The organism is Telluria mixta (assembly GCF_029223865.1).
Classification (GTDB): Bacteria; Pseudomonadota; Gammaproteobacteria; order Burkholderiales; family Burkholderiaceae_D; genus Telluria; species Telluria mixta.
This window is the reverse complement of sequence record NZ_CP119520.1, coordinates 6,324,378-6,337,057: the sequence shown is the minus strand read 5'-3', so window position 1 is coordinate 6,337,057 and position 12,680 is coordinate 6,324,378. Positions and strand designations below refer to the sequence as shown.

The 12,680-nt window shown below is 67.9% G+C and carries 11 protein-coding genes; 5 read left to right on the top strand and 6 right to left on the bottom strand.

The window, feature by feature from the left end:
• Nucleotides 1-12: 12 nt before the first annotated feature.
• Nucleotides 13-1,161 carry a sugar diacid recognition domain-containing protein gene (locus tag P0M04_RS27875; protein WP_259451097.1) on the bottom strand — a complete coding sequence of 383 codons (1,149 nt, stop codon included), beginning with the start codon at nt 1,159-1,161 and terminating at the stop codon, nt 13-15.
• 209 nt (nt 1,162-1,370) lie between these two features.
• On the opposite strand from P0M04_RS27875, the gene P0M04_RS27870 reads away from it, so the two are divergent.
• From P0M04_RS27870 to P0M04_RS27860, 3 genes are read left to right on the top strand one after another with little or no spacing between them, the layout of a single operon-like run.
• A complete protein-coding gene (locus P0M04_RS27870) occupies nt 1,371-2,708 on the top strand; it encodes an MFS transporter (protein WP_259451098.1) in 1,338 nt (445 codons plus the stop codon).
• 9 nt (nt 2,709-2,717) lie between these two features.
• Nucleotides 2,718-3,857 (top strand): glycerate kinase, encoded by a 1,140-nt coding sequence (locus P0M04_RS27865; RefSeq protein ID WP_259451099.1) that lies wholly within the window; start codon nt 2,718-2,720, stop codon nt 3,855-3,857.
• A 49-nt stretch (nt 3,858-3,906) separates the two neighbouring features.
• The gene (locus P0M04_RS27860; protein WP_259451100.1) at nt 3,907-5,073 is read left to right on the top strand and encodes an aminotransferase class V-fold PLP-dependent enzyme; all 1,167 of its coding nucleotides are present in this window, start codon (nt 3,907-3,909) and stop codon (nt 5,071-5,073) included.
• On the opposite strand, the gene P0M04_RS27855 is transcribed toward P0M04_RS27860, so the two are convergent.
• The 5 genes from P0M04_RS27855 to P0M04_RS27835 form a co-directional block, all read right to left on the bottom strand.
• Nucleotides 5,052-5,774: an ABC transporter ATP-binding protein gene (locus P0M04_RS27855; protein WP_259451101.1), complete on the bottom strand. Its 723-nt coding sequence runs from the start codon at nt 5,772-5,774 to the stop codon at nt 5,052-5,054. The genes P0M04_RS27860 and P0M04_RS27855 overlap by 22 nt on opposite strands.
• A gap of 9 nt (nt 5,775-5,783) precedes the next feature.
• Nucleotides 5,784-7,730: a branched-chain amino acid ABC transporter ATP-binding protein/permease gene (locus P0M04_RS27850; protein WP_259451102.1), complete on the bottom strand. Its 1,947-nt coding sequence runs from the start codon at nt 7,728-7,730 to the stop codon at nt 5,784-5,786.
• Between the two features lie 2 nt (nt 7,731-7,732).
• A complete protein-coding gene (locus P0M04_RS27845; protein ID WP_259451103.1) occupies nt 7,733-8,623 on the bottom strand; it encodes a branched-chain amino acid ABC transporter permease in 891 nt (296 codons plus the stop codon).
• A 164-nt stretch (nt 8,624-8,787) separates the two neighbouring features.
• Complete coding sequence (locus tag P0M04_RS27840) at nt 8,788-9,945, bottom strand: ABC transporter substrate-binding protein (RefSeq protein WP_259451104.1); 1,158 nt, start codon at nt 9,943-9,945, stop codon at nt 8,788-8,790.
• A gap of 231 nt (nt 9,946-10,176) precedes the next feature.
• Entirely contained in the window at nt 10,177-10,584 is a 408-nt protein-coding gene (locus tag P0M04_RS27835; RefSeq protein ID WP_259451105.1) for a hypothetical protein, read from the bottom strand.
• Nucleotides 10,585-10,813: 229 nt separating this feature from the next.
• Here P0M04_RS27835 and P0M04_RS27830 point away from each other — a divergent pair, with 229 nt between their 5' ends.
• Both P0M04_RS27830 and P0M04_RS27825 read left to right on the top strand, forming a co-directional pair.
• Nucleotides 10,814-11,659 carry an EamA family transporter gene (locus tag P0M04_RS27830; RefSeq protein ID WP_259451106.1) on the top strand — a complete coding sequence of 282 codons (846 nt, stop codon included), beginning with the start codon at nt 10,814-10,816 and terminating at the stop codon, nt 11,657-11,659.
• 36 nt (nt 11,660-11,695) lie between these two features.
• Entirely contained in the window at nt 11,696-12,679 is a 984-nt protein-coding gene (locus P0M04_RS27825) for an aldo/keto reductase (protein WP_259451107.1), read from the top strand.
• The last annotated feature ends 1 nt before the right edge of the window (nt 12,680 follow it).

The following is a 12,680-nucleotide window of genomic DNA, read 5'->3' as shown; positions in this document are numbered from 1 at the left end:
ATACTTTGTCGCTTAAACCTGGCTTAGCAGCGACGACACGTACAGAAGCAGGCGGTCCTCCGCACGCGCGAGCAGCAGGCCGGTCAATTCCTCGACCCGGCGCAGCCGGTAATCGAGGGTATTCCGGTGGATGTGCAGGGCAGCGGCGGTGGCGGCCGCGCTTTCGTTGTGGGCGAACCAGGCGTCCAGCGTGCGCCGCAGGGTCGCGCCGCTGCGGTCGCGGGCGAGGCGCGCCACCGGCAGGCGCAATTGCGCGGCCTGCCAGCCGGTGTCCAGGCCCGACAGGAGTACGGGCAGCGCCAGCTCGTAATGGCTCCACACCGTACGGGCCGGATCGCGCCGGCGACCGATGCGTGCGGCCGTGCGTGCGCTCTGCCAGGACACCGCCGCCGCGTCGACGCCGCGCGCGGCCAGCCCCATCGTCAGGGTGAAGGGCAGTACGCACAGGTCCTGCACCAGCGCGGCCAGCGCAGCCTGGCGCCGCCGCGCCGCCGCTTCGACGGTGGCGGCGTCGGCTTCGAACGCATCCAGGATCACCATGTCGTACGAACCGGTGCTGGCCGACAGCAGGGCCGGCTGGCGCGCCAGCAGGGCCAGTTGCAGGCGCTGGAGCTCGCTGATCGTCTGTTCGGCGTCGGCGGGATCGGCGCGCAGCTCGAGGAGGAAGACCGCCTGCACCCGCCCGAAGTCCAGGCCGAGGCGCCGCGCCCAGGCTTCCAGCTCGGGCCGCCCGTCGGCATCGCCGCGGATCAGGTTCAGCACGAAGGCTTCGCGATAGCGGCTGTCGCGCTGCAACTCCCCGGCCAGGCTGGCCTGCTCGAGGATCATCTCGGCCGTCAGGCGCACCAGTTCGCCGAACTGGCGGACGGCGTCGGGCTCGCCGCTCAGGCCCACCGCGCCACACATCTGGCCACCCACGACCAGCGGCAGGTTGATGCCGGGCCGTGCGCCGTGCATGCGCGGTGCCGAGGCCGCGTCCACCTCGACCGTCGCACGCCGCGCCAGCGCGAGCAGGGCGCCGTCGTGCAGCTCCCCGACCCGGGCGGCGTCGCTGCTGGCCAGGATCACGCCGCGCGCATCCATCACGTTGACGTTGAACGGGATGATCCGCATCGTGCGGCTGACGATGTCCTGGGCGAGACGGGCGCTGAGTTCGAGCATGCACGCATGCTAGCCGATCGTCGCAACTGTGCCAAGCGCCAAAGACCGGCATGCGAATGTTATGCTTACATGAACACTTTTGTGCAGATGCCCAATCAGCAAGCGTAAAAAGCCGGCGTGTCTCGTGCCGCCCGCCGAGGATTTGCGGTGCCGCTTTCGTCATAATGCTGTCTGCCGCCCGACTTATGGCGGTCATCACGGAGACAAATATGAGCAACAGCATGAGCACGGGCGCGGCCCATCCGGCGGGCTTCGCCGATCCGGCCATCCTCGAACGCGGATACCGCAAGGCGACCTGGCGCCTGATCCCCTTCATCTTCATCTGCTACCTGTTCAACTACCTGGACCGGGTCAACGTCGGCTTCGCCAAGCTGGAAATGCTCGACGCCCTGAAACTCAGCGAGACCGTGTACGGGCTCGGCGCCGGCATCTTCTTCATCGGCTACGTCACCAGCGGCATACCGAGCAACCTCATCCTGCACAAGCTCGGCGCGCGCCGCTGGATCGCCGCCATGATGATCCTGTGGGGCGGCCTGTCCGCGGCGATGATGTTCGTCAGCAGCCCCGTCTCGTTCTACACGCTGCGCTTCCTCACCGGCGTGGCCGAGGCCGGGTTCTTCCCCGGCATGGTGTTTTACTTCACCAACTGGTTCCCGTCGCAGAAGCGCGGCCAGGTGATGGCCCTGTTCATGTCGGCGATTCCCGTCTCGGGCCTGGTCGGCGGCCCGCTGTCGGGCTGGATGCTGAGCCATTTCGCGACTGGCCAGGGCGGCCTGGCCGGCTGGCAGTGGCTGTTCCTGCTGCAGGGCCTGCCGACCGTGATCCTCGGCGTGGCCGTGCTGTTCTTCCTGTCCGACGGCCTGCAGCATGCGCGCTGGCTGACCAGCGATGAAAAGGCTGCGATGAAGCAGGCACTCGACGCCGACGAGCACGGCCGCCGCGCCAGCAGCCACGCCGTGCACTCTTTTTCCAGCGTACTGCGCAACGGTCATGTGTGGATGCTGGGCCTGATCTATTTCAGCATCCAGATGGGCGTCTACGCGATCAACTTCTGGCTGCCCTCGATCATCAAGGCACTGGGCTTCGACAACCCCGCGACGGTGGGCTGGCTGAGCGCCTTGCCGTATCTGTTCGCCGGCATCTTCATGGTGATCGTCGGCCGCTCGGCCGATGCCCGCCGCGAGCGCCGCTGGCACCTGGCCGTGCCGATGGCGATGGCCCTGGCCGGCCTGCTGCTGGCGGCGAATTTCTCGCACAACGTGGTGCTCGTGATGATCGGCCTGACCCTGGCCACGATGGGCGCGCTGACCGGCCTGCCGATGTTCTGGCCGCTGCCCGCCGCCTTCCTGGGCAGCGCCGCCGCGGCCGGCGGACTGGCCCTGATCAATTCGCTGGGCCAGGTGGCCGGCTTCGTCAGCCCCTTCCTGGTAGGCTGGATCAAGGACACCACCGGCAGTACCGACGTCGCCCTGTATATTCTATCGACCGTGCTGCTGGTCGGCGCGGTGCTCGTGATCCGGGTGCCGGCCCGCCTGGTCAACCGCTGAGGAACGCCCATGAAGATTGTCATCGCCCCCGATTCGTTCAAGGAAAGCCTGACGGCACTGCAGGTGGCCGACGCCATCGAGGCCGGCATGCGCGACGTCTGGCCCGATGCCAGGTACGTGAAGGTGCCCATGGCCGACGGCGGCGAGGGCACCGTGCAGGCCCTGACGGACGCGACGGGCGGGCGGCGCGTGGAGGTGCGCGTGACGGGACCGCTGGGCCAGACGGTCGATGCATTCTACGGCGTGAGCGGTGACCTTGCCGTGATCGAGATGGCGGCGGCCAGCGGCCTGGAAGGCGTGCCGCCCGACCTGCGCGATCCGCGCACGGCCACTAGCCGCGGCACGGGTGAACTCATCCGCGCGGCGCTCGATGCGGGCGCGCGGCGTTTCATACTGGGCGTGGGCGGCAGCGCGACGAACGATGGCGGCGCCGGCATGCTGCAGGCGCTGGGCGTGCGCCTGCTCGACGCGGACGGCAGGGACCTCGGTCCGGGCGGCGCGGACCTGGCGCGCCTCGACCGCATCGACGCCTCCAGGCTTGACCCGCGCGTGCGCGAGGCCGAGTTCCGGATCGCATGCGATGTCGACAACCCGCTCACCGGCCCGCGCGGCGCGTCGGCCGTGTTCGGCCCGCAGAAGGGTGCGACGCCGGCGATGGTCGCCCAGCTCGATGCCGCGCTCGCGCATTATGCGGAGGTCATCGCACGCGACCTCGATCAGGACATCGCGCAACGCCCTGGCGCGGGCGCGGGCGGCGGCATCGCGGCCGCGATGGTCGTGTTCCTGAAAGGGCAGCTCAAGCCCGGCGTCGAGATCGTGACGGAGGCCGTGGGGCTCGATGCCGCCGTGCGCGACGCGGACCTCGTCGTGACGGGAGAAGGCCGCATCGACGGCCAGACCGTGCACGGCAAGACGCCGATGGGCGTGGCGCACGTCGCGCGCCGTCATGGAAAACCCGTCGTCGCCATTGGCGGCAGTCTCGCCGTGGACGCGGATGCCGTGTACGCGCATGGCATCGAGGTCGTGGTCGCGGCGGTCGCCCGGCCGTGTTCCGTCGCGGAGGCGCTGGCCGCGGGCGCGGACAACCTGCGCCGGGCTGCACGCAATCTCGCGGCGGCGCTGGCGCTCGGGGGCCGCCTGCAGCAATGAGCGCGGCGGGCTATGATGTCGGTTGCGCCACAGCCGACAGGAGCCCGCCTTGCCCGACATCCGCCCCGACGACGAATCGTACTGGTCCACGATCCGCGCCCAGTACACGCGGTCGCCCGACTTCATCAACCTGGAAAACGGGTATTTCGGCATGCCCGCCGATCCGGTACGCGCTGCACTGAAGCGCTACCAGGACGAGGTCGACGCCGAGAACGCGTTCTTCCTGCGCAAGCGCTGGGCCGCGCGCCTCGCGCACGTGAAGGCGCTCCTCGCCGACTTCACCGGCGTCGCGCACGATGAGCTCCTGATCACGCGCAGCGCCGTCGAGTCGTTGAACATCGTGTTCCAGGGTTATCCGTTCGAACCGGGCGACGCGATCCTGATGGCGCGCCACGACTATGACTTCAGCCACGACATCGTCCGCATGGTCGCGGAGCGCAAGGGCCTGAGCGTCATCGAGGTCGACGTGCCCCACGACCTGGAAGACGAAGATGCGATCGCAGCGCTGTACGCGGACGCGATCACGCCACGCACCCGCGTGCTGCTGATCACGCACATCGTGCACCGTACGGGCCGCATCATGCCGGTCGCGCGCCTGGCCGCGCTGGCCCGCGCGCGTGGCATCGACCCCATCGTCGACGGCGCCCACGCGCTCGCGCAGCTGGACTACAGGATCCCGCAACTGGGCACGCCGTTCGCCGCGTTCAACCTGCACAAATGGGTCGGCGCGCCGCTGGGAACGGGGTTGCTGTACATCGCGCGCGAACGGATTGCCGACATCGCGCCGCTGTACGGCGACGTGACGTTCGCCCGCACCGACATCGACAAGCTGGGCGCGTTCGGTACCGTGCCCCCGGCGCCGATCATGGCGATCGAGGATGCGCTGGCGTTCCACGCGGCGATCGGCTCACGCAACAAGGAAGCCCGCCTGCGCTGGCTCGCGCGCCGCTGGATGGACCAGGTGCGCGATCTTCCGGGCGTGCGCGTCTACACGCCGCGCGATCCGCGCCTGCACGGCGCACTGGGCGCGTTCGGCATCGACGGCATCCCGGCCGCGGAGATCGTGCGGCGGCTGATGGACGAACACCGCATCTTCACCGTCATCCGCAAATTCGGCGGCACCGAGATCGTGCGGGTGACGCCGCACCTGTACAACGGCCCGGAAGACCTCGATGCGCTGGCGGCCGCGATCCGTCAGTGGGCGCCGCCCAGGTAGGCCGCGACGACCTTCGGATCGTTCTTCAGGCTCGTTGCGGGGCCGTGCACGGCGATGCTGCCGTTCTCCAGCACATAGCCGTAATCGGCCACGTTCAGCGCGGCCTGCGCGAACTGTTCGACGAGCAGCATCGTCACGCCTTCCGTCTTCAGCCGTGCGATGATGCGGAAGACTTCGTCGACGAGGATGGGCGCGAGGCCCATCGACGGTTCGTCCAGCAACACGACGTCCGGATTCATCATGACGGCGCGCGCCATGGCGAGCATCTGCTGCTCGCCGCCGGACAAGGTGCCGGCCAGCTGTGTGCGGCGTTCCTTCAGGCGCGGGAACAGTTCCAGTGCCCGTTCCAGGTCGTGCTGCACGTCGCCCTTCGGCCGTGAGCGGGTGAATCTCGGGAAGGCGCCCAGCAGCAGGTTGTCCGTGACGGTCATCGTCGCGAACACGCGCCGGCCTTCGGGCGAATGGGCGAGGCCCGCGCGCGCGATGCGGTGCGAATCCATGCCGGTGATGTCGCGGCCGGCCAGCAGCACCTTGCCGCCGCGCGGCTTGATCATGCCGGAGATGGCGCGCATGGTCGTCGTCTTGCCGGCGCCGTTGGAACCGATCAGGGTGACGAGCTTGCCCTTCGGGACTTCCAGCGAGATCCCGTGCAGCACTTCGACCTTGCCATAGGCCGCGTGCAGGTTGTCGATGATGAGCATGCGGTCTCCTCAGACGGCGGCAGTGGTGGATGCGGCCGGTTCGCCCGCGCCGCCCAGGTAGGCTTCGATCACGCGCGGATCGGACTGCACGCGTGCCGGCGTGCCTTCGGCGATCTTCTGGCCGAAATCCAGCACGGTGACGGTGTCCGAGATCGCCATCACGACGTCCATGTGGTGTTCGATAAGGACGATGGTGATGCCGTGGTCGCGGATCTTGCGGATGATGGCCATCAGCTCGCGGATGTCCGGCGCCGTCAGGCCCGCGGCCGGTTCGTCCAGCAGAAGCAGGCGCGGGTCGAGCGCCAGTGCGCGGCCGATCTCCAGCAGGCGCTGCTTGCCGTAGGGGAGGTTGCGGGCTTCCTCGTCCGCGAGGTCGGCGAGGCCGACGAACTGCAGGATCGCGGCCGCCCGCGCGCGCGCCGCCAGTTCCTCGCGCCGGCGGCGCGGCGTGTGCAGCATGGCGTCGAACACGTTCGAGCGGAAGCTGTGGTGCAGGCCGACGAGGATGTTTTCCGTCGCCGTCATCTCGCCGAACAGCTGCACGTTCTGGAACGTCCGCGCGATGCCGCCCAGCGCGATCTGCGCCGGCGTGCGGCCCGTGATGCCGCCGCCGGCAAAGAACACCTGGCCGGCCGTCGGTTTATAAATGCCGGTGAGGACGTTCATCATCGTGCTCTTGCCGGAACCGTTCGGGCCGATCAGGCCGTGCACGGTGCCGCGCGCGACGGTCAGGTCGACCTGGTTCAGCGCCTTCAGGCCGCCGAACTGCATCAGCACCTGGTCGACTTTCAGCAGGTCGCCGCTCGCGCCTTCCCCTTGCGGCACGCCGGCGAACGGATCGCCGCCATGGTCCGCCAGCGCGCGCGCATGTGTGCGGCCGCGCCCGAGCAGGTCGCGCAGGAAGCCCACGATGCCCTCCTGCAGGTAGTAGACGACGAACAGCGTCATGAGGCCGAAGATCGTCAGGCGCCAGTCGACCATGCTTTGCAGCTTGTACGAGACGACGGCCAGCGCCAGCGTGGCCACGACGGGCACGGCGATGCGGCGCACGGTCGTCTTGCGGCGCGCCAGCAGCAGGCCGGCCACGACGACGGCGAGGATCGCGGCGCCGACGGCGATGCGGCGGAACAGGTCGATGTCGGAGAGGAGGCTGGGCAGCATCACGACGATGACGGCGCCGATCAGCGCGCCGCTTCTCGTCTTGCGGCCGCCCATGATCACCGCCAGCAGGAACAGGATCGTCAGCTCGAAGTTGTACGTGTTGGGCGAGATGTACTGCTCGGAGTAGGCATACAGGCTGCCGGCGAGACCCGCGAAGCCGGCGCTGATCACGAACGCATAGACTTTATAACGGTAGACGGACACGCCCATGCAGTCCGACGCGATGGGACTGTCGCGCAGTGCCTCGAACGCGCGGCCGATGTGCGATTTCAGCAGCCGGTGCACGAGCAGCAGCGACACGATCATCAGCGCGGCGACGGCATAGTAGTACTCGACTTCCGTCAGTTCGTGGCCGGCGACGCTGGGCTTCGTCAGCATGATGCCCATCGGACCTTCGGTGAGGAAGGTCATCTCGTTGATGAGGATCTGCACGATGGTACCGAAGGCCAGCGTCACCATCGCGAGATACGGCCCCGTCACGCGCAGCGCGGGCAGGGCGAGGATGGCGCCGAACAGCGCGGCGCCCGCGATGCTGGCGGGGAGCGTGAGCCACCACGCGGCGCCCAGCTTCATCACGAGCACGCCGGTCACGTACGAGCCCACGCCGAACAGGCCGGCGTGGCCCAGCGACACCTGGCCCGTGTAGCCGACGACGATGTCGAGGCCGAACAGCAGGATCGCGTAGATCAGGATCGTCTCGACGAGGTGGATGTAATACGGGTTCGCGACCAGCACGGGGAACGCGGCCAGCAGCGCGATGCCTGCGACGGCCGCCCCGGCGATGAACTTGTTCATGGCTACACCTTCTTGATGGCGGCCTTGCCGAACAGGCCGGACGGCTTCACGGCCAGCACGAGCAGCAGCAGGACGAGGCCCGGCACTTCCTTGTAGCCGGTCGACAGGTAGAAGCCGGTCGCCGTCTCCGCGATGCCGAGGATGATGCCGCCGACGATGGCACCCATGCCCGACGTCAGCCCGCCGATGATCGCGACGGCGAACGCCTTCAGGCCCAGCGATGCGCCCATCGTGGCGCTGGTGAGCGTCAGCGGCGCGATGAGGGCGCCCGCGAAGGCGGCCGTCGCGGACGACAGCGCGTACGAGAACGTGATGACCATGCCTGTGTTGATGCCCATGAGGCCCGCGGCGTCGCGGTCGTTCGCGGTGGCGACGACGGCCTTGCCGTAGATGGACTTGCGGTTGAAGATCTCGACGGCGAACATGATGGCGAGCGCGCCGACGATCACGGCCACCTGCATCGGCTGCACGTTTGCGCCCAGCACGGTGAACGGTTCGGACGACAGGGGCGAGGGGAAGGGCAGCACGTCCTTGCCCCAGATGTTCTCGGCGACGTTCTTGAAGATGATGGCGAGGGCGATAGTCGACATGATCCAGCCGAATTCGGACTTGATGCGGATAGCGGGCCGCACGGCGATCCATTCGACGAACACGCCCTGCAGCGCGCCGAACGCGACGACGATCGGAATCATCAGCCAGTAGCCGAGGTAAGGTCCGCCGTGGATGGTGCCGACGAGCGACAGGCCGACGAGGGCGCCGAGCATCAGCGCCTCGCCCTGGCCGAAGTTGAGGGTGCCGGACGTGGCGAAGGTGAGCTGGTAGCCGAACGCGATGACGGCATAGATCATGCCGAGCGCGATGCCGGACACGACGAGTTGGAGCAGGATCTCCATGGTTCCTCCAGGGGCGGCACGTGGATAGAGCTCGTCGTTCCCGCGCAGGCGGGAACCCATGCTGAAGTGTCGAAGCCGGACCTCGGTCACACCGGGGAATGTCCGGGATACGGGATCCGGTTCGTCAGTATGGGTTCCCGCTTCCGCGGGAACGACCTGTTACGTTACTTGGCCTGCACGACCCGCCCGTCCTTCACTTCGCCGAACTTGGTGTTCTCGAAGTTGATGGCCTCGTGGTCCGTATGCGTGTACGGCTTGTTGTAGGTGGTGACGACGCCTTCGACCGGCGTCTTGAGGTCTTCCAGCGCGGCGGCGATCTTCGGCCCTTCCGTGCTGCCCGCCTGCTGGATCGCGGCGGCCAGCAGGTACACGGAGTCGTAACCCTGCGCGGCCGACACGGCGGACGGCATGCGGCCGCCCGGCGGGTTGTAGGCCTTGACGTAGGCGTCGATGAAGGCCTTGCGCTTCGGCGTGTCCGGGTTCTGGATGAAGGTCTGCGGCATGCGGGTGCCGTCGCCGTTCTTGCCCGCGTTGTCGATGAAGTTGGCCATCGCGAGCGTCCAGCTGCCGACGATGGGCACCTTCCAGCCCAGCTTCTGCATGCCGTTGGCGATCTGCGCCAGCTCGGGACCGATGCCGTACGTGAGGACGACGTCGGCGCCGGCCTGCTTGGCGCGCAGCAGCTGCGCCGTCATGTCGACGTCGCCGATGTTGTACTTCTCGACGACGACCGGCTTCACGCCCTTCTTGTCGAGCACCTTCTCGAGGTCTTCGCGGCCCAGCTGGCCGTAGTTGGTGGAATCGGCGAGGATCGCGGGCTTCTTGAAGCCGCGGCGCCCGATCGCTTCCTCGACGATCATCGCCGACTGGATGGTGTCGTTCGCGGAGTTGCGGAAGATGTAGTTCTCCGGCTGGTTCGCGAACTGCTTCGTGACGATGGAGCCGGTGGCCACGTTGTTCATCACGGGGATCTTCGCCTGCTGGTAGAAGCGCTGCGAGGCGAGGGCGACGCCCGTGTTGATGTAGCCGACGGTGGCGACGACGCGCTCCTTGTTGATCAGTTCCTGCGCGACCTGCACGCCGCGCTCGTTCTTCGCTTCGTCGTCGCGTTCGACCAGTTCGATCTTGCGGCCCAGCACGCCGCCCTTGGCATTGATTTCACTGACGGCGAGACGGACGCCGTCGCGCATCGACACGCCCATCGGCGCCGACCCGCCCGTGAACGGGCCGGACACGCCGATCTTGATCGGCTCGGCCGCCATGCCGGACATTGAAAAACCCAGAACTACCCCTGCAACCAATGCTTTCATCTTGAAATTCATTGACGTCTCCGTAGTCGTATTCTCGTTTTACGCTGGGGCGCCGCGGACCATTGCCGGGCCCATCGTGGGCCGATTGTAGAATGGCAATCAGACAACAGCAATCGATTGATGTGACGCGATGCAACATGCGTCATTCATGCAAATGCGTAAGGAAAGCGTCAGGGAGGAGGGGTACAGGCGAAAAAAAGGCCGCGCCGAAGCGCAGCCTTTTCAAGAACCGACCGGCGCGGGTCAGCGGTGACGCCACCCGCCGCGATGGCCCCAGCCGCCGCGATGGCCGCCGCTCCAGTGGCTCCAGCTGAAGCCGAGGCCGATCGAGATCGGCGGATACCACAGCGGGTCGGCATAGACGGGTGCCGGCGCGTAGATCGGCGCGGGCGCATACACCGGCGGCGCGACGTACACCGGCTGGGTGACGACGGTGGCCGGGGCCGGCGAATAGGTCACGCGGCCGGCGTCGCCGGACGCGGCGGCGGCGGCGCCGGTGCCGGGCGCCACCGGCGTCACGGACACGACCTGCCAGCCGTTGGGGTCGGGTTGCGAATAGGCGCGCGTGCCATAGTTGGCCGGCGCCGGGTAATAGGTGGCGCAACCGGTCAGGGCGGCGGCGCAGGAAACGATAATAGCGAGCTTGATCATGGCGGTTCTCCTCACCTGCCAACTATAAAGATTTCGCTGGCGCGTGCCTGTTGTTTTACAGGCTGTTACAGGTGTTCATGTTCCGGAAAAAGAGCGTTACCGGAACCGGTCCCATCGTAGCGCCGACGGACGGGCTCGGTTTGATGATATCGTTGCATGTTTCGCTTCACGCCGCTTTTCGATGTCCTCTTCCACGCGTTCGTCCGTTCTTCCCTACGCAGCCCTCCTGATGTCCCTCGTCTCGCTGACGACGGGCGCGTCGCTCGCCAAACACCTGTTTCCCGTCGTCGGCGCGGCCGGCGCCACCGCGATGCGCCTGACCTTTGCTGCCGTGATCCTCGCCGTCGTGTTCCGCCCATGGCGCATCGGCCTGCGCGGCGACGGGCGCGCGCTGCTGCAATACGGCCTGTCGCTGGGTGCCATGAACCTCAGTTTTTATACGGCGCTGGCCTACGTCCCGCTGGGGATCGCCATCGCCGTCGAGTTCACCGGGCCCCTCGTCGTGGCCGTGGCGACGTCGCGCCGGCGCCTGGATTTCGTCTGGATCGCGGTCGCGTGCGTGGGCCTCGCGCTGCTGCTGCCGCTGCGCGGCGATGCGCCGGCCGTCGACTGGCGCGGGATCGCGTTCGCGCTCATCGCGGGCGCCTGCTGGGCCGTGTACATCCTTGCCGGCAAGCGCGCCAGCGCCGCGTACGGTGCCGCCGCCTCGAGCTGGGGCACGGTGCTGGGCGCGCTGATCGCGGCCCCGGTCGGCATCGCGCATGCGGGCGCGGCGCTGCTGGAACCGTCCGTGCTGCTGTTCGGCGTGGCCGTCGCCGTGCTGTCCAGCGCGATCCCGTACTCGCTCGAGATGATCGCGCTGCGCCGCCTTCCGGCTAACACGTTCAGCACCCTGCTCAGCGCGGAACCGGCCATCGGTGCGCTGATGGGGCTCGTGCTGCTGGGCGAGCATCTCGACGTGTCGCAATGGCTCGCGATCGCGCTCATCGTCGCGTCGTCGATCGGCGCCGCGACGAGCGCGAGCCTGGCCGCGCGCCGCCGTCCCGCCGATGCGGAACCGCCCGTACCGGTGTAGAGTAGCGGTCCCCAACAACGACAATCGAGGAAGACGATGCAACGACGAGAACTGGGCCCCGATGGCCTGACCGTACCCGAGATCGGCCTGGGCTGCTGGCAGCTGGGCGGCGGCTGGAGCAACGACTGGAACGACGACATCGCGCAGCAGACGCTGCAGACGGCCATCGACGCCGGCGTGCGCTTCATCGACACGGCCGACGTCTACGGCGACGGCGCCAGCGAGCGCTCGATCGGCCGCTTCCTCGCGGGCCGGAATGATAGCGATATCGTCGTGGCGACGAAGCTGGGCCGGGCCGGTATTTACCCGGACGGCTACACGCGCGAGTCGCTGCGCGAAGCGACGCAGCGTTCGCTGGAGCGCCTGCAGGTGGACTCGCTGGACCTCACGCAGCTGCATTGCGTGCCGACCGACGTGATGCGCCAGGGCCACGTGTTCGACTGGCTGCGCGAGCTGCAGCAGGAAGGCTTGATCAAGCGCTGGGGTGCCAGCGTGGAATCCGTCGAAGAGGGCCTGATCTGCCTGGCGCAGGACGGCCTGACGTCGCTGCAGGTGATCTTCAACATCTTCCGCCAGAAGCCGGCCGAGGAACTGTTCCCGCGCGCGGCGGACAAGAAGGTCGGCATCATCGTGCGCCTGCCGCTCGCGAGCGGCCTGCTGGGCGGGAAGATCACGCGGGCGACGACGTTCCGCGACGACGATCACCGCAATTTCAACCGCGATGGCGCGATGTTCAACGTGGGCGAGACGTTCGCGGGACTGGAACTGGAGCGGGGCATCACTGCTACCGAGCAGGTCGCGGCGCTGGTGCCTGCCGGGATGACGATGGCGCAGATGGCCCTGCGCTGGATCCTCGACCACCCTCAGGTGTCGGTGGTGATTCCGGGCGCGAGCCGCCCGGAGCAGGTGCAGGCCAACGTGGACGCTGCGGCAGTGCAGCCGCTGGCGGCAGACCTCCACGAGAAACTCGCCGGCGTCTACCGCGCCCACGTGCGCGACTTCATCCGCGGTCCGTACTGAT